The organism is Streptomyces sp. LX-29 (assembly GCF_029541745.1).
Classification (GTDB): Bacteria; Actinomycetota; Actinomycetes; order Streptomycetales; family Streptomycetaceae; genus Streptomyces.
Genome location: NZ_CP089746.1, coordinates 2,865,278 through 2,884,969 on the forward strand (window position 1 = coordinate 2,865,278; position 19,692 = coordinate 2,884,969).

The window sequence follows — 19,692 nt, forward strand, 5'->3', positions numbered from 1 at the left end:
TCCCGAGGGGCACCTCCCGGCGACAGCTGGGAGAGGATCAAAACCCCTCGGGAAGGAGCGAATCGGACATGAAACCCGCCAGTCAACGGCTGGCAAGCGGGAGTTCTTTGTATCACCCGACCCGTGCGCCCCACGGGCTGGTCTCACCGGGACCGCCGGCCGAGACCCGCCCGTGATGAGGTTGTTGCAGGTGCGGCACCGCACCTCCACGCCCCCCTCACACCTCGTCGGCCAGCTCCAGCCAGCGCAGTTCGAGCTCCTCCCGCTCGCCCGCCAGCTCGCGCAGCTGGGCGTCGAGGCCCGCGACCTTCGCGAAGTCCGTGGCGTGCTCGGCGATCTGCTCGTGCAGCTTCGTCTCCTGCTCGCTGATGCGGTCCAGGCGGCGCTCGATGCGCTGGAGTTCCTTCTTCGCGGCCCGGGTGTCGCCGCCGCCCTTGGGCTTGGCGGGCGCGGCGCCGCCGCCCGAGGCCCCGGCCCCGGGCACCGCGGCCGCGTTGGCGGCAGCGGCGGCCGCCTCGCGCCGCTCCAGGTACTCGTCGATGCCGCGCGGCAGCATCCGCAGCGTGGCGTCGCCCAGCAGCGCCAGCACCCGGTCCGTGGTGCGCTCGACGAAGTAGCGGTCGTGGCTGATGACCACCAGCGAGCCGGGCCAGCCGTCGAGCAGGTCCTCCAGCTGGGTGAGCGTCTCGATGTCGAGGTCGTTGGTGGGCTCGTCCAGGAACAGCACGTTCGGCTCGTCCATCAGCAGCCGCAGGATCTGCAGCCGGCGCCGCTCACCACCGGAGAGGTCGCCCACCGGCGTCCACTGCTTCTCCTTGGTGAAGCCGAACTTCTCGCACAGCTGGCCCGCCGTCATCTCCCGGCCCTTGCCCAGGTCGACGCGGTCCCGCACCTGCTGGACGGCCTCCAGCACCCGCTTGTCCGGGTCGAGTTCGGCGACGTCCTGGGAGAGGTAGGCGAGCCGCACGGTCTTGCCGACCACGATCCGGCCCGCCGCGGGCTGCTCCTCGCCCTCGGTGCGGGCGGCCTCGGCCAGGGCCCGCAGCAGCGAGGTCTTGCCGGCGCCGTTGACACCGACCAGACCGATGCGGTCGCCGGGGCCGAGCTGCCAGGTCAGGTGCTTCAGCAGGACCTTCGGGCCGGCCTGGACGGTCACGCCCTCCAGGTCGAAGACGGTCTTGCCCAGGCGCGAGCCGGCGAAGCGCATCAGCTCGGAGGAGTCGCGCGGCGGCGGCACGTCCGCGATCAGCTCGTTGGCCGCCTCGATGCGGAAGCGCGGCTTGCTGGTGCGGGCCGGGGCGCCGCGGCGCAGCCAGGCCAGCTCCTTGCGCATGAGGTTCTGCCGCTTGGCCTCCTCGGTGGCGGCGATGCGCTCCCGCTCGGCCCGGGCGAAGACGTAGTCGCTGTAGCCGCCCTCGTACTCGTGGACGACGCCGCGCTGCACATCCCACATGCGGGTGCAGACCTGGTCCAGGAACCACCGGTCGTGGGTGACGCACACCAGCGCCGAGCGGCGGGCGCTCAGGTGCCGGGCGAGCCAGGAGATGCCCTCCACGTCCAGGTGGTTGGTGGGCTCGTCCAGCACGATCAGGTCCTGCTCGGCGATGAGCAGCTTGGCCAGCGCGATCCGGCGCCGCTCGCCGCCGGAGAGCGGGCCGATCACCGTGTCCAGACCCTGCGGGAAGGAGGGCAGGTCGAGCCCGCCGAACAGCCCGGTGAGCACGTCACGGATCTTGGCGTTGCCGGCCCACTCGTGGTCGGCCAGGTCGCCGATCACCTCGTGCCGGATGGTGGCCGCCGGGTCGAGGGAGTCGTGCTGGGTGAGCACGGCCAGCCGCAGCCCGCCGGCGTGGGTGACGCGGCCGCTGTCGGCCTCCTCCAGCCGGGCCAGCATCCGGATCAGGGTGGTCTTGCCGTCTCCGTTGCGGCCGACGACGCCGATCCGGTCGCCCTCGTTGACGCCGAGGGAGACGCCGTCGAGCAGCGCACGGGTGCCGTACACCTTGCCGACGGCTTCCAGATTGACGAGGTTGGTGGCCATCTCACTCCTGCTGGTGCGGTTCGATCGGGCTTCCGACCGGCATCCCAGGGTAGTCGCCGCGCGCGGTGTGCCGAGTACGGCGGCGGAGCCGGCCCGGCGCCGGGTCTGAGTAGCTCTCCGGGCCACGGGTCTGAGTAGCTCTACGGATGCCGCCCGTCGCCGGGCCCGCCTAGCGTCGCGGCATGGACCGCCTCGTCACGGTGGCGCGCCTGCTCGGCCTGATCCTGCTGTGGGCCTTCGCGGCGCTCACCTTCTGCCTCACGCCGTGGATCGCGATGTCCGGCGACAGCTGCCACGACGGCGACCCGCGCTTCGTGTGCACGGCCGTCGGCCGGCAGGCAGCTGTCTACCTCCCGGTGTACACCTCGGTGGGCGCCGCCCTGGTCGGCACCTGGGGCGCCGGCTCCCGCCGCCCCCGTGCCGCGCTCGGCTGGGTGCTGTCGATGGCCGCGCTGGCGGCCGTCTGGGCGGTGCAGCCGGTGTTCGTGTCCTGACGCGGCGAGACGGCGACCGGCTCAGCCCGCGACCAACCGGGCCCCCTCGGCCGGGCCGGTGGCCACCCGGGCCGCACGGCAGCTTCCGGAGGCGAGCAGGGCGGCGGCCACGGCCTCGGCGTCCTGGCCGTCCTTCACCAGGAACGCGCAGGTCGGGCCGGAGCCGGAGACCAGGGAGGCCAGCGCGCCGGCCTCGGTGCCCGCCCGGAGCGTCTCGGCGAGGGAGGGGCGCAGCGAGACGGCGGCGGCCTGGAGGTCGTTGTCGACGGCGGCGGCCAGCGCGGCCGCGTCGCCGGTGCGCAGCGCCTCCAGCAGGGCGGGGGACGGCTCGGGGTCGGGGACGGGGGCGTCGCCGCGCAGCCGGTCGCACTCGCGGTAGACCGCGGGCGTGGACAGGCCGCCGTCGGCGACGGCGAAGACCCAGTGGAAGGCGCCGCCGACCTCCAGCGGGGTGAGCAGCTCGCCCCGGCCGCGGCCCAGCGCCGCCCCGCCGATCAGGCTGAACGGCACGTCGCTGCCCAACTCGGCGCAGATCTCCAGGAGTTCCTCGCGGGAGGCGCCGGTGCCCCACAGCGCGTCGCAGCCGACCAGGGCGGCCGCCCCGTCGGCGCTGCCGCCGGCCATGCCGCCGGCCACCGGGATGTCCTTGGCGATGTGCAGGTGCACGCGCGCCTCGCGCCCGTGCCGCTCGGCGAGGGCGAGCGCGGCGCGCGCGGCCAGGTTGGTCCGGTCGGTCGGGACCTGGTGCGCGTCGGGCCCGGAGACGGTGATCCGGAGCTCGTCCGCGGGCGTGACGGTGACCTCGTCGTAGAGCCCCACGGCGAGGAAGACGTTGGCCAGGTCGTGGAAGCCGTCGGGGCGCGGGCCGCCGACCGCCAGCTGCACGTTGACCTTGGCCGGGACCCGTACGGTCACGGAGTCGGACGCGCTCACCGCGCGGCTCCCTTCTGCGCCGCGCTCGGGCACGGCCGCGTTCCGGGCCGCGCTCAGGGCGCGGCTTCCCTCTGCGCCGCGCTCACGCGCGGGCATCTGTGACGAACGCCGGCGCCGCGCTCAGGACGCGGCGTTCTTCTGTTCGGCGATCGCCGCGAACTCCTCGACTGTAAGGGACTCGCCGCGCGCCTGGGGCGAGATGCCGGCGGCGACCAGGGCCGCCTCGGCCGCGGCGGCGGAGCCCGCCCAGCCGGCGAGGGCGGCGCGCAGCGTCTTGCGACGCTGGGCGAAGGCGGCGTCGACGACCGCGAAGACCTCGTCCCGGGTGGCGCTGGTGGCGAGCGGGGCGGTGCGGCGGACGAGCGAGACCAGGCCGGAGTCGACGTTGGGGGCGGGCCAGAAGACGTTGCGGCCGATGGCGCCGGCCCGCTTCACCTCGGCGTACCAGTTGGCCTTCACCGACGGGACGCCGTAGACCTTGGAGCCGGGGCGGGCGGCGAGCCGGTCGGCGACCTCGGCCTGGACCATGACCAGGGTGCGGTCGATGGTCGGGAAGGTGGCCAGCATGTGCAGCAGCACCGGCACCGCGACGTTGTACGGCAGGTTGGCGACGAGCGCCGTCGGCGCCGGGCCGGGCAGCTCGGTGACCCGCATCGCGTCGCAGTGCACCAGCGCGAAGCGGTCGGCGCGGCCGGGCAGCCGGGCCGCGACCGTGCTCGGCAGCGCGGCGGCGAGCACGTCGTCGATCTCCACCGCCGTCACCCGGTCCGCGACCTCCAGCAGCGCCAGGGTCAGCGAGCCGAGGCCGGGGCCGACCTCCACGACCACGTCGTCGGGGCGGACGTCGGCGGTGCGGACGATCCGACGGACGGTGTTGGCGTCGATGACGAAGTTCTGGCCGCGCTGCTTGGTCGGGCGCACGCCCAGCACGGCGGCCAGCTCCCGGATGTCGGCGGGCCCGAGCAGGGCGTCGGCGCCGTCGGCGTCGGGCACCCCGGCGGGGGCGTGGCCGGCGCTGGGACCGGTGCTGTCGGCGGGCTCGGGGAGGCCGGCGGGATCGGCGGGATCGGTGGAACTCACTGGTGAAGTCTACGGCCGCAGTGCGGCCAGGCACTCGCGCCCCGTTGCACGTACAGCCGCTTGGCGCGGTAGGTCTGCTCGGCGGCCGGGGCGTCCTGCGGGCGGCCGCGGCCGCCCAGCGACCGCCAGGTGGGCTCGTCGAACTGGTACAGCCCGCCGTAGGTCCCGGAGGCGTCCACCGCGTTCGGCCGGCCGCCGGACTCGCAGACGGCCATCGCCCGCCAGTTGAGCCCGTCCGCGGCGCCGACCGAGGCCGGGATCGGCTTGGTGCCCACCCGGACGATCTGCGCCACCGCCTCCCGCACCGTCTCGGCGCGCATCTGCCGCGGCCGCTGCGGCACGCCGTTGACCGTGCGCACCGCGTAGGTGATCCGCCGCACGCCCGGCCGCCCCAGCCGCTCCACGATCTCGGTGCCGCGGAAGACCGTCGGGTCCTCCCGTCGCACGGTCAGGAAGGGGATCGTCACCTCACGGGTCTCCTGCCCCGCGGTGATCCGCATGACCGAGATCGTCTGGCCGTCGCGGGGGAAGGCGTCGAGCGGCACGGAGGTGGTGTCCTCGCCGTGCAGCGCCAGGCCCGCCTCCCACACCGCCTCGCGGACGGTCGCGGCGTTGGTGCGGACGGTGTGCTCGCGGCCGTCGGCCACGAAGGTCACGGTGCGTTCGGTGCGCACGTCCAGGGTGAGGCCGCGGCGCGAGATGGCGGCGGACCGGGAGGCGGACAGGTAGGCCCCCTCGGCCCGCACCCCGAGCTGGCGCAGCGCGCCGTCGACGGTGCGGGCGGTGGTCCACACCTCGCGGTGCTCGCCGTCCAGGGTGAGGGCGACCGGTCGGCCGTAGCGGACGGCGACCTGGTCGCCGGTGCTGAGCGGCCGGTTCGGGGCGGGCGCCACCAGGTCGTGGCGGCCCACCGCCACCCCCTCTTCGGCCAGCAGCTCCCCGACGTCGTCCGCGAAGGTGTGCAGGCTGCGCGGGGCGCCGTCGACGCTGAGCAGGACGGCCTTGTCCTCGGAGACGAAGGCCGAGGTGCCGCCGGCGAGCGCGGCGACGACCAGCGCCTGCGGCAGCAGCCGGCTCATGGGGGCGGGGCGGTCGACGGCGCGCCTGCGGCGGGTGGCGCGGTGGCTGTGGTGCGCATGGCTCACTGCGGGCACTCCACGTTTCCTGGCGGGCGGGTCCGGTGCGGGTCCCGGACCTTAGCGGAGCGACCGTGACTGTCCCAAGCGACACCACTACGCGGCGTGGCCGCCGCCGCGTCACCCCAACGGGTAGCCGAAGGCGCGCGCCGTATTGGCCCCGACGGCCGCGGCCAGGTCGTCCTCGGGCATTCCCTTGACCGCCGCCATGGCGCGCAGGGTCACGGGGACGAGGTACGGCGCGTTGGGCCGCCCGCGGTACGGGGCGGGGGTCAGGAACGGCGCGTCGGTCTCCACCAGGACCAGCTCGGCGGGGGTGACGGCGAGCGCGTCGCGCAGCGGCTGGGCGTTCTTGAAGGTGACGTTGCCGGCGAAGGACAGGTAGTAGCCCTTGTCGGCGCAGACCTTCGCCATCTCGGCGTCTCCGGAGTAGCAGTGGAAGACGACGGTGTCGGGCGCGCCCTCCTCGTCCAGGACCCGCAGCACGTCCTCATGCGCCTCCCGGTCGTGGATGACCAGGGCCTTGCCGTGCCGCTTGGCGATGTCGATGTGGCGGCGGAAGGACAGCTGCTGGGCGGCGACGCCCTCCGGGCCGGTGCGGAAGTAGTCCAGGCCGGTCTCGCCGACCGCCCGCACCTGGTCCAGCGCGGCCAGCGCGTCGATCTCGGCGAGGGCGGCGTCGAGCCCGGCTGCGCCGCCGGGCTGGCGCGCGCCCTGCCGTGACCAGCCGTCCGGGTCCCCGTGCACGATCCGGGGCGCCTCGTTGGGGTGCAGCGCGACCGCCGCCCAGACGCCGGGGTGGGCGGCGGCCGTCTCGGCCGCCCAGCGGGACCCCGCGATGTCGCAGCCCACCTGGACCACGGTCGTCACCCCTACGGAGGCAGCCTTGGCCAAAGCCTCCTCGACGGTGCCGTCCTGCATGTCCAGATGGGTGTGCGAATCGGCGACCGGCACCCGGAGGGGCTCCGGGAGCGGCGGCGCGGCGTCCTTGGCCGCGCCGGAGGGGTCCTGCTTGGTGCTGGGGCTCATGCCCGCGATCCTACGAAGCCGGCCGGGGCCCGGACCAACGGCTTACGGGGCGGCCCGCTCGGGGAGCGGCCACGCTCGGGGAGCGGCCGCCTCCACCCCGGCGTTCGACCGAGCTACTTCCCCTCGCGGTGGTGCTGGAAGGGGTGGAGCAGGTCGGACAGGTGCCAGCCGCGCGCGGCCGCCTCGCCCGGCGCGTCCACGTGCACCGGACCGGGCGGCTCGTGCCGGACCGGCTCGGGGGCGCGGTGCAGCTCCTCGATGCTGGCGGCGACGGACGAGACCTGACCGGAGCGCATGATGCGGACGACGTGGGCGCCACAGTTCGCGCAGGTCGGACGGGTCAACGGGGAGGGGACGCGCTCACCGTCCGCCTTGTAGACGACGAAGGGGTGTCCCTCGGCGTCGATGTGGTGCTCTATCTCGTACGCCTGCTCCCAGCCGTGGCCGCACTTCATACAGGCGAAGGCGTACGCCTCGTGGGCGATCTCCCCGGTCATCGCCGGGCCGGTGGGGTGGGCTGGGGCGTGGGCCGTGGTGTGCGCACCACTCGAAGTGCCCGCGATCTCGCTCATGGCAGCTCCTCTTGTCCGCTGGACAAGTCGTTCCGGGATCGGTCATCCGGTCCCGGTATCCAGTGGACGCCCTCCGAGGCCGGACCGCAGCATCCCTTCCACCTCTTGGGGCAGATTTGGCGGGGCGATGCCATTCCGCCCCGCGGGTGCGGTCCAGGCTTTGCCTTTCACAATAGCCCTTTACCTGATGGTGGGCTTTTCGGCCGCACGGCAGGGATATTCCAGCCGCGCCCCGGTCCTTCCCGCCACGCCCGAGCGGGCCTTTCGGCCATGGCCCAGCGTCGTGGGCCGCTCAGCCGCGCGCGTCCCCGGCGCCCGTGCGCTTGGCGCCCGCGTCCCCGGCGCCCGCGTTCTTCTTCGCGGCCACCACCGCGTCGAACACCTCGCGCTTGGGCACCCCGACCTCGACGGCGACCGCCGCGATGGCCTCCTTGCGGCGCTCGCCGGCCTCCTCCCGCACGGCGACCAGCCGGGCCAGCTCGGCGGCGTCCAGCTCTCGGGGCGCGCGCTCGGCGGCCCCCTCGACCACGACGGTGATCTCGCCGCGCACCCCTTCGGCCGCCCACGTGGCCAGCTCCGCCAGCGGGCCGCGCCGGACTTCCTCGTAGGTCTTGGTCAGCTCCCGGCAGACGGCCGCGCGCCGGTCGGCGCCGAAGACCTCGACCATCGCGGCGAGGGTCGCGTCCAGCCGGTGCGGCGCCTCGAAGTACACGAGCGTGCGCCGCTCCTCGGCGACCTCGCGCAGCCGGCCCAGCCGCTCGCCCGGCTTGCGCGGCAGGAAGCCCTCGAAGCAGAACCGGTCCACGGGCAGCCCGGACACGGCCAGCGCGGTGAGCACCGCGGACGGCCCGGGGACGGCCGTGACCTTGACGCCCTGCTCCACGGCCGCCGCCACCAGCCGGTAGCCCGGGTCGGACACCGACGGCATGCCCGCGTCGGTCACCAGCAGCACCCGGGCACCCCCGGTCAGCGCCTCCACCAGCTCGGGGGTGCGCGCCGCCTCGTTCCCCTCGAAGTACGACACGACCCGGCCGGTCGGCTGCACCTCCAACGCCTGCGTGAGCCGCCGCAGTCGCCGGGTGTCCTCCGCCGCGATCACATCCGCCGCCGCCAGCTCCGCCGCCAGTCGTGGCGGCGCGTCCGCGGTGTCGCCGATGGGGGTCCCTGCGAGTACGAGTGTTCCGGTCACGCCACCATCCTCCCAGGCCCCACGGGTCTCTCGCGGCGGCGGTGCCGGGCCGCCCACCCGGACCGACGCCCTCCGGCCCTCCCCCACGGCGGCGGTTCCGGCCACGGAACGGGGCTGGGACAGGGGCTGGGACAGGGGCGGGTGGGCGGGAAGAGGCGGACACCGGCGGGAGGAATCCGCACACAGCGGACCCCGCACAGGCCCGTTCCCTACGATGGCGCGGTGACGAGTGACACCGCGACCATGGCCCAACGCGGCCGCGCCGCAGCTCCGCAGCCCAGCTGGCAGCGCCGGCTGCGCCGCTTCGGGTACGCCGGGCGGCCGCACTCCGACGTCCGGGACCGGCTGGTGCCGCCGTACCCGGAGCCGGACACGCGGCTGTGGGCGACGCTGGGCGCGAGCCCGGCGGCCGCCGACCGGCTGGCGCGGTGGACCGGCTGGGCCGGCCCGCTGCTGGTGGCGCTCTTCGCCGGGCTGCTGCGCTTCTGGAACCTGAGCAGCCCGAACAAGGTCATATTCGACGAGACGTACTACGCCAAGGACGCCTGGTCGCTGCTTGAACTGGGTTACGAGGGCACCTGGCCGGCCAAGGGCGCCAACGAGCAGATCCTGGCGGACCCGCAGCGCATCCCGCTCAGCGACGCCGCCGGATACGTGGTCCACCCGCCCGTCGGCAAGTGGGCCATCGCCGTCGGCGAGCAGCTGTTCGGCCTGACCCCGTTCGGCTGGCGGTTCATGGTCGCGCTGCTCGGCACCCTCTCGGTGCTGATGATCTGTCGCATCGGCCGCCGGCTGTTCCGCTCCACCTTCCTCGGTTGCCTGGCCGGCACGTTGCTCGCCGTCGACGGCCTGCACTTCGTGATGAGCCGCACCGCCCTGCTCGACCTGGTGCTGATGTTCTTCATCCTGGCGGCCTTCGGCTGTCTGCTGGTGGACCGGGACGCGGCGCGGGCCCGGCTGGCGGCCGCGCTGCCGGTCGGCCCGGACGGGGTGGCGCGCCCGGACGCGGAGATCGCCGCGCGGTTGAAGCTGGGGCTGCGGCCGTGGCGGATCGCGGCCGGGGTGTGCCTGGGCCTGGCCTGCGGCACCAAGTGGAGCGGGCTGTACGTACTGGCCGTGTTCGGCCTGATGACGTGGTTGTGGGACGTCGGCGCCCGGCGCACCGCCGGCGCCCGGTCCGGCTACCTCGCCGCCGGACGGCGCGACCTGCCGTGGGCCTTCCTGTCCCTGGTGCCGGTGGCGATCGGCACCTATGTCGCCTCCTGGGCCGGCTGGTTCGCCAACAGCGGGACGTACAGCGAGAAGACGGGCTGGCAGCACAGCGGCTACTTCCGCCACTGGGCGGAGTCCCCGAAGCCCGGCGGGGGTGGCTACAGCGACGACGGCGCCTTCTCCTGGCTGCTCAATCCGCTGCGCAGCCTGTGGCACTACGAGCGGGAGGTCTACGACTTCCACGTCGGCCTGGACGACCCGCACATCTACGAGTCCAACCCGTGGAGCTGGCTGGTGCAGTCCCGGCCGGTCTCCTACTTCTACGAGTCGCCGGCGGCCGGCGTCGACGGCTGCCCGGACGGGGCGAAGGGCAAGTGCGCGCGGGAGGTGCTGGCGCTCGGCACCCCGCTGCTGTGGTGGGCGGCCTGCTTCGCGGTGCTGTATCTGCTCTACCGCTGGGCGCTGCGCCGCGACTGGCGGGCGGGGGCGATCCTGGCCGGGATCGTCGGCGGCTATCTGCCGTGGTTCCTGTACCAGGACCGGACCATCTTCTCCTTCTACGCCGTCGCGTTCGTGCCGTTCCTGTGCCTGGCGGTGGCCATGATGGTGGGCGCGCTGCTGGGGCCGCCCCGGGCGACCGAGACGCGGCGGGTGCTGGGGGCGATCGGCGCGGGCTCCCTGGTCCTGCTCATCTTCTGGAACTTCGTCTACTTCTTCCCGATCTACACCGGCCAGGCGATCCCCATGGACGAGTGGCAGGCCCGGATGTGGCTGGACACATGGGTGTGACGGGAGGGGCGATCTGACCCCTGCCGGGATTCTCGGTAAGGTGCCCCGCACCGCGCCGCTTCATCAGGTGATGAAGGGCTTTTGAAGGACTGTGGGGGTTCTCGCATGCGGAGTGGTGCCAGAGCCGCGATCATCGTGGGCGCAGTCAGCGCCATGCTGGTCGGGGTCACCGGCTGCGGAGGCGGCGAGGACTCGTCGACGTCCGGGGCGCGGAACACACGGGACGGCGGCGCGGACGAGGCTCCCGCCGCCAAGCAGGTGAAGACCGGTCCGCTCAGCGCGGACGAGGTGAGGACCGCCTCCGGTGACTTCCTCGCCGCCTGGGCCGCGGGCGACACCGCCAAGGCCGCCGGGCTGACGGACGACAAGAAGGCGGCGGCCGCGGCGCTGGCCGCGTACCGCAAGGACGCCCACATCGCGAAGGTCGCGCTGAAGCCGGTGCCGGGCGGCGGCTCCGGCGCCTCGGTGCCCTTCTCCGTGGCCGCGGAGATCGGCTACGGGAAGCTGCGCGCCCCGCTGGCGTACCGGTCCGCCCTCACCGTGGTGCGGGACAAGACCACCGGCGAGGCGGTCGTCGACTGGAAGCCCTCGGTGCTCCACCCCAGGCTCGGTGCCGGGGACCGGCTGAGGACGGGCCCGGCGGACGCCCCGCCCATCAAGGCGGTCGACCGCGACGGCAAGGAGCTGCGCGCCGCCGAACACCCGGCGCTCAAGGGTGTGCTGGCGGGGCTGCGCGAGCGGTACGGCAAGAAGGCGGGCGGCACGGCGGGCATCGAGACCTGGATCGCCCGCGGCAAGGGCGCCAAGGGCGCCAACGGCAAGGCGCTGCCGGACGAGACGCTGAAGGTCCTCTCCAAGGGCACCCCCGGCACCCTGAAGACCACCATCGACGCCGGCCTCCAGAAGGCCGCCGAGCGGGCGGTGAACCGGCGGTCCAAGGCCGCGGTGGTGGCGATCAAGCCCAGCACCGGCGAGATCCTGGCGGTCGCCAACTCCCCCGCCGAGGGCTTCAACCTGGCCCTCCAGGGCTCCCTGGCCCCGGGTTCCACGATGAAGGTCATCTCCTCGGCGCTCCTCATCGACAAGGGCCTGGCCTCCTACGGCAAGGCCCACCCGTGCCCCAAGTACTCCTCGTACGGCGGCTGGAAGTTCCAGAACGACAAGAAGTTCGAGATCCGCGGCGGGACCTTCACGCAGTCCTTCGCCCGCTCCTGCAACACGGCCTTCATCAGCCAGGCGGCCGAGCTCGCCGACGACGACCTGACGAAGGAGGCCCGTGACGTCTTCGGCATCGGCCTCAACTGGCAGACCGGCGTGGCCACCTTCGACGGCGCGGTCCCGGTCCAGAAGGACGCTCCCAAGGCGGCCTCGCTGATCGGCCAGGGCGGTGTGCGGATGAACCCGCTCAACATGGCGTCGGTGGCCGCCACCGTGCGCAGCGGCACCTTCCGGCAGCCGTACTTCGTCTCCCCGAAGCTGGACGGCCGCCCGATCGCCAAGGCCGCCCGCTCCCTGAAGCCGGCCACCGCCAAGCAGCTGCGCGACCTGATGAAGGTCACCGCCACCTCCGGCACCGCCGCGCAGGCGATGGCCGGCATCGGCGGTGACGCCGGCGCCAAGACCGGCTCGGCCGAGGTGGACGGCCAGGAGAAGCCCAACGGCTGGTTCACCGCCTACCGCGGGGATCTCGCCGCGGCCGCCGTCGTCCCGGCCAGCGGCCACGGCGGCGACACCGCCGGCCCGATCGTGGCCGCGGTGCTGCGGGCGGGCTGACGAGGCGTGACGCGACGGTGCCCCGGGCGGGATCTCCCGCCCGGGGCACCGTCGCGTCAGGGGCCCGTGGCGTGTGTCGGGGTCCGCATGCCGGAGTCCGCGTGCCCGGCTCCGCATGGCTCTCCCGCGGCGCTCACGCCGCCTTCAGGGCGGTGATCGCCCGGCCGCGCAGCGCCGTCCGCACCGGCAGCCCCGTCGCCAGCAGCGTCAGCAGCAGGGTCGCCCCGGCGACGGCCGATGTGAACGGCAGCGGCAGATACGGCCAGGGGGAGCCGAAGGCGGTGTGCAGCATGGGAGCCAGGGTGGCCAGGGCGACGGCGGCGCCGAGCACGAGCGCCGTGAGGGAGACCACGCACGCCTCCCAGGCGGCCATCGTCAGGGCCTGCCGGCGCAGGGTGCCCACCACCCGCAGCAGGGCGATCTCGCGGCGGCGGTCGAAGGAGATCATGGCCAGGGTGTTGGCGGCGGCGATGGCGGCGAAGCCCGCGTACAGCCCCGTGCCCGCGTAGTCGAGCCAGACCTCGCCGGGGGCGCCCGCGGAGCCGGTGTGGTGGGCGGCCGTGGTCCGCATGGCGATCTTGGTGAGGCCGAAGGCGACGACCAGGGTGAGCGGGGTGAGCGCGGCGGCGAAGCGGCGGGGCTGGGAGCGCACGTTGAGGGCCGCGAGACGGGCGCTGCCGCCGAGCCGGCGGGCGGGAGCCGAGACCAGCCGGGCCGCGGGCGCCACCAGGCGCGGGCCCAGCAGCCCGACCCCGGCGCAGAACAGGAGCAGCACCAGGAACGCGCCCTGGCTCGCCTTGTCCGCCGGTTGGCGCGCCAGCAGCACCGAGACCGCCACGCCGCCCAGGACCGTCAGCAGGCCCAGCGCGGACCGGAACCAGCCGAGCCCGGGGCGTCCGGCCGCCGCCTCGGCCGCGGCCCTGGCCGGGCGGAGCAGGGAGAAGCGCAGGGAGCCGAGCGCGGCGGCGAGGGTCGAGGTGACCACGGCGACGGCCAGGCACACCGGCAGGGCCGCCCAGTGGTACCGGAACGCCATCTCGGCCGGGATCAGGCCGTGGTCGCGCATCCCCTGGAACCAGAGCCGCCCCAGTACCGCCCCGAGGCCACAGCCCGCGAGCGCCGCCGGCAGCGTGACCGCGAGCGCCTGGAGCACCACCGCGCGGCGGATCTGCCGGGGGCGGGCGCCGATCGCGCGGACGAGGGCGAACTCCCGGTGCTGCTGCGCCACGGCCGTGCCCATCGTCGACGCGAGCACGAATATCGACATATAGACAGAACCCACCAGGAGGACGGCCGCCATGTCCCGCACGCCGCTCTCCGTCACCTCCGCGCGGACGCCGGCCGGCAGCCCGTCCCCACTCGTCGCCGTGAGCACCGTGGTGGAGGCGCCCACCACGGTCGCGGCGAACAGCGCCGCGACGGCGGTCCCGGCCAGCGCCGGTCGATGGCCGCGCAGGGCGGAGACGGTCAGTCCTGTGATCATTACTCAAGCCTGGTCGGGCGGCCGGGGGTTGGCCATGGAGCGAGCCCGTGCCTTCGAGGTGGGGTTGTCCCCACCCCGAGGGCCGGACGGGCAGCCCGGAGGCGAAGCGGGGACCCCGCTCCGGGGCGGCCCGCGCCACCGCCGTGGCGACGCGAGCGGCTGACCGGCCGTCAGGCGCACGCCGTCGGCGTGACGAAGATCGCGTCGCGGGGCGGCTCCGGCCGGCGCTAGCGTCGCCCCATGCCCACACCCGACACCGCCCCCCGCCTGCTCGTCCCGGTCGCCCTCCGTCGCATATCCCGGCGGTGACCCCGCTCGTCGCGGCGGTGGTCCTGGTCGCCGCCGTCACCCACGCCTCGTGGAACGCCATCGCCCACGGCATCAAGGACCAGTTGCTCGCCTTCACCCTGGTGAGCGGCGGCGGTGCGCTGTGCGGGCTGGCCCTGATCCCCTTCGTGCCGGTGCCGGACGGCGGCGCCTGGCCGTATCTGATCGCCTCCGCGGTGCTGCACGTCGTCTACTACGTGCTGTTGATGCGCTCCTTCCGACTGGGCGACTTCGGCCAGATGTATCCGATCGCGCGCGGCACCGCGCCGCTGGTCGTCACCGTCCTCGCCGCCGTCTTCGCGGGCGAGCGGCCCGACGGCTGGCAGACGGCCGGGGTCGCCGTCGCCTCCGCGGGGCTGGTGGGCGTCGCCCTGTGGGGCATCCGCGGCTCGGGTGCGCGCCCGCACTGGCCCGCGCTGACCGCCGCCGTCGCCACGGGGCTGTCGATCGCCGGCTACACCGTCGTCGACGGGCTCGGCGTCCGCGCCTCCGGCAGCTCGATCGGCTACATCGCCTGGCTGATGGCCCTGGAGGGCCTCGCGGTGCCCGCCTACGCCCTGGCCGTACGGCGCGGGGCGCTGCCGCGCCAACTGCGCCCGTTCGCCCGGCGCGGGCTGCTGGGCGGTGCGCTCTCGGTCTTCGCGTACTCCCTGGTGCTGTGGGCTCAGACGCGCGCCCCGCTCGCCCCGATCGCCGCGCTGCGCGAGTCCTCGATCATCGTGGGGGCGGCGATCGGCACGGTCCTCTTCAAGGAGCGCTTCGGCGGACCGAGGATGGTCGCCGCCGGCCTGCTGGTGGTCGGCATCGGCCTCATGCTGCACGCCGGCTGACGCGGGTCGGCCGGCGTGCGGTGGTGGGGGATGAAGGTGGCGTGGACAGGGGAGCCCGGGCGGCTCAGACCTTCAGCCGCTGCACGTGCTCGTGCGTGTGCTCCTCGATGTCCTTGACCGCCGCGTGGAGCAGTTGGTGCGACAGGTCCGAGAGCGCCCGCGCGGCCGCGAGCTCGTCCCCGATCGCGGGCACGTTCTCGTCGGCCGGGTTGGTGCGCGCCTGTCCCTCGCCGACCAGCGCCCCGGCGCCTTCCTTCCCGGTCAGCCGAGCCTCGCACATGGTCACACGGTCCATGGAGGTGATGCTCAGCTGCACATTCCAGTTCTTGCCCATCATGGTCCGCCTCCTCTCGCCTCCTTTCATGGTCGCGCCGCCGGCCCCGGGCGGCGACTCGTGCCGGGGCGGGACACGGGCCGCGGGCGCCGCCCCGGGCGGGCGCGCGGCGGGCGCGGATCTCAGACCGCCATCCGCTCCTGCCGGGACTCGCTCTCCTCCAGCAGCCGGGCGGCGATGTGGTCCAGCGCGCGGTCCAGGAGGACACGATCGGCGGGATCGCCGGCGTCCCAGTCCTCCAGGTGCTCGTCGAGCCAGCCGCGCCAGGAGGCGCTGAGCCGCCGGATCTCGGCACGGCCGGCGAGGGTGAGGGCGAGCCGGCCGTCTCCGGAGAGCCGCGCGTAGCGGCCGGCGACGAGCCGGTCGAAGGCGGGCCGCAGCACCTCCGGCGGCATCCGGTGCGCGGCGGCCACCTCGCCGAGCCGGGCCTCCCCGCGCAGATGCTCCCGCCAGTGGATCTGGCCCAACGCCCATGCCTCGGCCGGGCCCAGCGGGGAGCCGGAGCGGGCCAGCAGCTGACGGCTGACGGGCTCCTCGGCGTGGCGCAGCACGTTGGCCACCGCGCGCTCCAGCTGCCGTTCGGCGTCGGATGTGTCCGGGGCGGAGAAGCCCTCGCCCAGGTCGACGGCGCCCGCGCGGGCGCTGTCGCGCAGCGGGACCTCCTTGAGGAACCAGGCGATGACGAAGCCGGCGGCCGCGACGGGCACCACCCACTGGAAGACGTAGCCGATGGTTTCCGCGTACGCCTCCACGACGGGTCGCCCCTGGTCCGGCGGCAGGGCGGTGAGCGCCTGCGGGTCCCGGACCGCGGCCGGCGGCACGTCGGGGGACTCGGCGAGCGCCGCGCGGAGCTCGGGTTCGAGCCGACCGCTGTAGAGGGTGCCGAAGACCGCGGTGCCGAAGGAGCTGCCGAGGGTGCGGAAGAAGGTCACGCCGGAGGTGGCGGTGCCCAGCTCGTGGTACGGGACGGTGTTCTGCACCGCGATCGTGAGCACCTGCATGGCCAGCCCGATGCCGGCACCCAGCACGAACATGTACAGCGACTCCAGCCGGACCCCGGTGTCCGGGCCCATGGTCGCCATGAGGTACAGCCCCAGCGCCATCACGGCGGTGCCCGAGATCGGGAACAGCCGGTAGCGGCCGGTGCGGCTGATGACGACGCCGGAGAGCACGGAGGTGCCCAGCAGGCCGACGATCAGCGGCAGGGTGCGGACGCCCGACTCGGTGGCGGAGACCCCGTCGACGAACTGGAGGTACGTCGGCAGGTAGGTGAGCGCGCCCAGCAACGAGAAGCCGACGATGAAGCTGAGCAGCGAGCAGACCGTGAAGACGGGGTTGCGGAACAGGCGCATCGGCAGCATCGGCTCCCGCGCCCGCAGCTCGACCAGGACGAAGGCGGTCAGCAGCACCGCGGAGCCGGCGAAGAGACCGACGACCTCCGCCGAGCCCCAGGGGTACCGGGTGCCGCCCCATTCCAGCCCGAGCACCAGCCCGGACGAGCCCAGCGCCACCAGCACGATCCCCAGGTAGTCGATGACCGGGCGGACCGCGGCCCGGACGACGGGGATCTGCCGTGCCGCCATGGCGATCATGACGATGGCGACCGGGACGTTGACGTAGAAGCACCACCGCCAGGAGGCGTGGTCGGTGAAGACGCCGCCCAGGGTGGGGCCGACGACGGTGGTCACGCCGAAGACCGCGCCGAGCGCGCCCTGGTACTTGCCGCGCTGCCGCAGCGGGATCACGTCCGCGATCAGCGCCATGGCGGTGACCATCAGCCCGCCGCCGCCGGCGCCCTGTACGGCGCGGGCGACGATCAGCAGCAGCATGCTGTTGGCGGCGCCGGCCAGGATCGAGCCCGCGATGAAGACGACGGCGCTGATCTGGAAGACGACCTTGCGGCCGAAGAGGTCGCCGAACTTCCCCACCAGCACGCTGGAGACGGTCTCGGCGAGCAGATAGGCGGTCACCACCCAGGCCATGTGCCCGCCGCCGCCCAGGTCCGCCACGATCGTCGGCAGCGCCGTGGAGACGATCGTCTGGTCGAGCGCGGCCAGCAGCATGCCGAGCACGACGGTGACGAAGACCAGGTTGGTGTGGCGGCGGTCGAGGGCGGGCGGGGCCGGGGCGGCGGAGGGCTCCTCGGTGGCCGTGGTCATGGAACGTCGCACCTCCCGACGCCCCCGAGGCGGACTGCTCCCCTCAGCATTCGGCGAAATGTCCCCCACTGCCACTTGTGGACCCGCGCGCGGCGAGGTCGGGGTCGCACCGGTGTGCGCCGAGCACCGTTACGCGAGGTGGGCGCTCTTGCAAACGCTTTGCAGCTGAGCCCATTATCGAACGGATTCAGCCAGCCCGGCTGCTTACCGCCCCCTCCACCCCCGAGCGGAGCCCCCATGCACGTCCCCGACGGATTCATCGGCGCCCCGGTGTCGGTGGCGACCGGCGCGGTCGCCACCGCGGCCGTCGCGGTCTGCCTGCGCGGCGCCCGCCGCGAGCTGGACGAGCGCACCGCCCCGCTGGCCGGACTGGTCGCCGCCTTCGTCTTCGCCGTGCAGATGCTGAACTTCCCGGTCGCCGCGGGCACCAGCGGCCATCTGCTGGGCGGGGCCCTCGCCGCGATACTCGTCGGCCCCTACACAGGGGTGCTGTGCCTGTCCATGGTGCTGCTCATGCAGGGCGTGCTGTTCGCAGACGGCGGCCTGACGGCGCTGGGCGTCAACATCACCGACATGGGCGTGGTCACCGTCCTCGTGGCCTTCGCGCTCTTCCACGGTCTGCTGCGGATCCTGCCGCGCACCCGGCGCGGGGTGACCGTCGCGTCGTTCGTCGCCGCCCTGGTCTCCGTCCCGGCCGCCGCCATCGCCTTCACCGGCCTGTACGCCCTCGGCGGCACCACCGACGTCGCCATCGGCAAGGTCTTCACCGCCATGGTCGGCGTCCACCTGCTCATCGGCATCGGCGAGGCCGCCATCACCGCCCTCACGGTGGGCGCCGTCGTCGCCGTCCGCCCCGATCTCGTCCACGGCGCGCGCGGCCTGGAGCGGCGGCTCGAACTGCGGGTCTCGCCCCTGACCCCGGCGACGCCCCGGAGCGCGGAGCCGACCGCGCGGAGCGCCGGGCCGACCGTCCCGACCGCGACCGCGCGCCCGGAGGGTGTCCCCGCCCAGGCGGGCGCCCCCGCCGCGGCGGAGGGCGTCCCGGCCCAGGCCGGGCGTCCGGACGGCGCCTCGGACGGCGCCCACCCCGCCGCGGCGCCCGCCGCGAGCGGGTCCGCGGACGCCTCCCGTACGGATCCGGCGGCGTCGCCCGCGCGAGCCGCGGCGCCTGCCACCGGCGCCGCCCCCGCCCCGCGCGGGACGCGGCGGGTGTGGCTGGCCGGCGTGGCCGCGGCGCTCCTCTGCGCCGGCGTGGTCAGCTTCTACGCGTCCAGCAGCCCGGACGGGCTGGAGAAGGTGGCGCAGGACCACGGCATCGACGCGAAGACCGAGGAGCACGCGGCGAAGGACTCGCCGCTGGCCGACTACGGGGTCGAGGACGTCTCCGACGCCCGGCTCTCCGGCGGTCTGGCCGGGGTGATCGGCGTGGGGACGACGCTCGCCGTGGGCTCGGGGGTCTTCATCGTGGTGCGCCGCCGCAAGGGCGAGGCCGCCGCCCCGCGTCCCGAGCGCGAGACCGAGGCGGTCTGACATGGGTGCGGGCCATGCCCACCGCCTGTACCGGGCGGGTGACTCGCCGGTGCACGCGCTGCCCCCGCAGTGCAAGATCGCGGCGGTCCTCTGCTTCGTCCTCGTCGTGGTCTCCACCCCGCGCACGGCGCTGTGGGCGTTCGCGCTGTACGCGGCCGCGCTGGCCGCCGTCGCCGCCCTGGCCCGGGTCCCGGCGGGGCTGGTGCTGCGCCGGATGCTGATCGAGGTGCCGTTCGTGGCGTTCGCCGTGCTCCTGCCGTTCGTCGCCGAGGGGCCCCGGGTGGAGGTGCTGGGGCTGTCGCTCAGCGAGTCGGGGCTGTGGGGCGCCTGGAACGTCCTGGCCAAGGGCACCCTGGGCGTCGCAGCCTCCGTGCTGCTCGCCGCCACCACCGAACTGCGGGCGCTGCTGCTCGGCCTCCAGCGGCTGCGGATGCCCCCGCTGCTGGTTCAGATCGCGTCGTTCATGATCCGCTACGGGGACGTCGTCACCGACGAGATGCGCCGGATGCGCATCGCGCGGGAGTCGCGTGGCTTCCAGGCATCCGGAGTCCGCCACTGGGGGGTGCTCGCGAAGTCCGCCGGCGCGCTGTTCATCCGCTCCTACGAGCGCGGGGAGCGGGTCCATCTGGCGATGGTCAGCCGGGGCTACACCGGCACCATGCCGGTGATCGACGAGGTGACGGCGACCCGCGCCCAGTGGGTGTGCGCCGCCGCCCTCCCGCTGGCCGCGCTGGCCGTGGGCGTCCCCGCGTGGGCGCTCGAAGGGGGTGGCTGACGATGG

General features: G+C 74.5%; 16 protein-coding genes. 6 read left to right on the forward strand and 10 right to left on the reverse strand.

All coding sequences use genetic code 11. The annotated features are described in order from the left end of the window. Window positions 1–217 precede the first annotated feature (217 nt). Entirely contained in the window at window positions 218–2,041 is a 1,824-nt protein-coding gene (locus LRS74_RS12190; RefSeq protein ID WP_277741032.1) for an ABC-F family ATP-binding cassette domain-containing protein, read from the reverse strand. 182 nt (window positions 2,042–2,223) lie between these two features. Between LRS74_RS12190 and LRS74_RS12195 the strand changes: the two genes are divergently transcribed. Further along, a complete protein-coding gene (locus LRS74_RS12195) occupies window positions 2,224–2,535 on the forward strand; it encodes a hypothetical protein (RefSeq protein WP_277741033.1) in 312 nt (103 codons plus the stop codon). 21 nt (window positions 2,536–2,556) lie between these two features. On the opposite strand, the gene LRS74_RS12200 is transcribed toward LRS74_RS12195, so the two are convergent. The 6 genes from LRS74_RS12200 to rsmI form a co-directional block, all read right to left on the reverse strand. Next, window positions 2,557–3,468 carry a 4-(cytidine 5'-diphospho)-2-C-methyl-D-erythritol kinase gene (locus LRS74_RS12200; protein ID WP_277741034.1) on the reverse strand — a complete coding sequence of 304 codons (912 nt, stop codon included), beginning with the start codon at window positions 3,466–3,468 and terminating at the stop codon, window positions 2,557–2,559. Window positions 3,469–3,588: 120 nt separating this feature from the next. After that, window positions 3,589–4,461: a 16S rRNA (adenine(1518)-N(6)/adenine(1519)-N(6))-dimethyltransferase RsmA gene (gene rsmA, locus LRS74_RS12205; RefSeq protein WP_277744719.1), complete on the reverse strand. Its 873-nt coding sequence runs from the start codon at window positions 4,459–4,461 to the stop codon at window positions 3,589–3,591. A gap of 83 nt (window positions 4,462–4,544) precedes the next feature. Next, complete coding sequence (locus tag LRS74_RS12210) at window positions 4,545–5,693, reverse strand: resuscitation-promoting factor (protein WP_277741035.1); 1,149 nt, start codon at window positions 5,691–5,693, stop codon at window positions 4,545–4,547. A 111-nt stretch (window positions 5,694–5,804) separates the two neighbouring features. Further along, on the reverse strand, window positions 5,805–6,713 hold the full coding sequence (locus LRS74_RS12215) for a TatD family hydrolase (protein WP_277741036.1): 909 nt from the start codon (window positions 6,711–6,713) through the stop codon (window positions 5,805–5,807). A gap of 113 nt (window positions 6,714–6,826) precedes the next feature. Next, the gene (locus tag LRS74_RS12220; RefSeq protein WP_277741037.1) at window positions 6,827–7,285 is read right to left on the reverse strand and encodes a hypothetical protein; all 459 of its coding nucleotides are present in this window, start codon (window positions 7,283–7,285) and stop codon (window positions 6,827–6,829) included. A gap of 292 nt (window positions 7,286–7,577) precedes the next feature. Further along, window positions 7,578–8,474, reverse strand: a complete 897-nt coding sequence (gene rsmI, locus LRS74_RS12225; RefSeq protein WP_277741038.1) for a 16S rRNA (cytidine(1402)-2'-O)-methyltransferase — start codon at window positions 8,472–8,474, stop codon at window positions 7,578–7,580. A 243-nt stretch (window positions 8,475–8,717) separates the two neighbouring features. Here rsmI and LRS74_RS12230 point away from each other — a divergent pair, with 243 nt between their 5' ends. Both LRS74_RS12230 and LRS74_RS12235 read left to right on the forward strand, forming a co-directional pair. After that, the gene (locus LRS74_RS12230; RefSeq protein ID WP_277744720.1) at window positions 8,718–10,475 is read left to right on the forward strand and encodes a phospholipid carrier-dependent glycosyltransferase; all 1,758 of its coding nucleotides are present in this window, start codon (window positions 8,718–8,720) and stop codon (window positions 10,473–10,475) included. Between the two features lie 105 nt (window positions 10,476–10,580). Beyond that, window positions 10,581–12,248: a penicillin-binding transpeptidase domain-containing protein gene (locus LRS74_RS12235; RefSeq protein ID WP_277741039.1), complete on the forward strand. Its 1,668-nt coding sequence runs from the start codon at window positions 10,581–10,583 to the stop codon at window positions 12,246–12,248. 133 nt (window positions 12,249–12,381) lie between these two features. On the opposite strand, the gene LRS74_RS12240 is transcribed toward LRS74_RS12235, so the two are convergent. Then, a complete protein-coding gene (locus LRS74_RS12240) occupies window positions 12,382–13,731 on the reverse strand; it encodes an ABC transporter permease (RefSeq protein ID WP_277741040.1) in 1,350 nt (449 codons plus the stop codon). Between the two features lie 305 nt (window positions 13,732–14,036). Between LRS74_RS12240 and LRS74_RS12245 the strand changes: the two genes are divergently transcribed. Continuing rightward, window positions 14,037–14,888 carry a DMT family transporter gene (locus LRS74_RS12245; RefSeq protein WP_277741041.1) on the forward strand — a complete coding sequence of 284 codons (852 nt, stop codon included), beginning with the start codon at window positions 14,037–14,039 and terminating at the stop codon, window positions 14,886–14,888. A 64-nt stretch (window positions 14,889–14,952) separates the two neighbouring features. On the opposite strand, the gene LRS74_RS12250 is transcribed toward LRS74_RS12245, so the two are convergent. Together LRS74_RS12250 and LRS74_RS12255 are read right to left on the reverse strand one after the other, a co-directional pair. Continuing rightward, on the reverse strand, window positions 14,953–15,225 hold the full coding sequence (locus tag LRS74_RS12250) for a DUF1876 domain-containing protein (RefSeq protein WP_144381203.1): 273 nt from the start codon (window positions 15,223–15,225) through the stop codon (window positions 14,953–14,955). A 119-nt stretch (window positions 15,226–15,344) separates the two neighbouring features. Beyond that, window positions 15,345–17,381, reverse strand: coding sequence for an MDR family MFS transporter (locus tag LRS74_RS12255; protein WP_277741042.1), 2,037 nt, complete (start codon window positions 17,379–17,381; stop codon window positions 15,345–15,347). A 237-nt stretch (window positions 17,382–17,618) separates the two neighbouring features. Here LRS74_RS12255 and LRS74_RS12260 point away from each other — a divergent pair, with 237 nt between their 5' ends. Beyond that, the gene (locus LRS74_RS12260; protein ID WP_277741043.1) at window positions 17,619–18,911 is read left to right on the forward strand and encodes an energy-coupling factor ABC transporter permease; all 1,293 of its coding nucleotides are present in this window, start codon (window positions 17,619–17,621) and stop codon (window positions 18,909–18,911) included. Between the two features lies 1 nt (window position 18,912). Next, complete coding sequence (gene cbiQ, locus LRS74_RS12265) at window positions 18,913–19,686, forward strand: cobalt ECF transporter T component CbiQ (protein ID WP_277741044.1); 774 nt, start codon at window positions 18,913–18,915, stop codon at window positions 19,684–19,686. Window positions 19,687–19,692: the final 6 nt, after the last annotated feature.

Bases quoted from the DNA above. Each gene is read 5' to 3' on its own strand.
- LRS74_RS12215 (WP_277741036.1), bottom strand. From the start codon at position 6,713: ATGAGCCCCAGCACCAAGCAGGACCCCTCCGGCGCGGCCAAGGACGCC.
- LRS74_RS12190 (WP_277741032.1), bottom strand. From the start codon at position 2,041: ATGGCCACCAACCTCGTCAATCTGGAAGCCGTCGGCAAGGTGTACGGC.
- LRS74_RS12240 (WP_277741040.1), bottom strand. From the start codon at position 13,731: ATGATCACAGGACTGACCGTCTCCGCCCTGCGCGGCCATCGACCGGCG.
- LRS74_RS12260 (WP_277741043.1), top strand. From the start codon at position 17,619: ATGCACGTCCCCGACGGATTCATCGGCGCCCCGGTGTCGGTGGCGACC.
- LRS74_RS12230 (WP_277744720.1), top strand. From the start codon at position 8,718: ATGGCCCAACGCGGCCGCGCCGCAGCTCCGCAGCCCAGCTGGCAGCGC.
- LRS74_RS12250 (WP_144381203.1), bottom strand. From the start codon at position 15,225: ATGATGGGCAAGAACTGGAATGTGCAGCTGAGCATCACCTCCATGGAC.
- LRS74_RS12255 (WP_277741042.1), bottom strand. From the start codon at position 17,381: ATGACCACGGCCACCGAGGAGCCCTCCGCCGCCCCGGCCCCGCCCGCC.
- LRS74_RS12220 (WP_277741037.1), bottom strand. From the start codon at position 7,285: ATGAGCGAGATCGCGGGCACTTCGAGTGGTGCGCACACCACGGCCCAC.
- LRS74_RS12195 (WP_277741033.1), top strand. From the start codon at position 2,224: ATGGACCGCCTCGTCACGGTGGCGCGCCTGCTCGGCCTGATCCTGCTG.
- LRS74_RS12235 (WP_277741039.1), top strand. From the start codon at position 10,581: ATGCGGAGTGGTGCCAGAGCCGCGATCATCGTGGGCGCAGTCAGCGCC.
- cbiQ (WP_277741044.1), top strand. From the start codon at position 18,913: ATGGGTGCGGGCCATGCCCACCGCCTGTACCGGGCGGGTGACTCGCCG.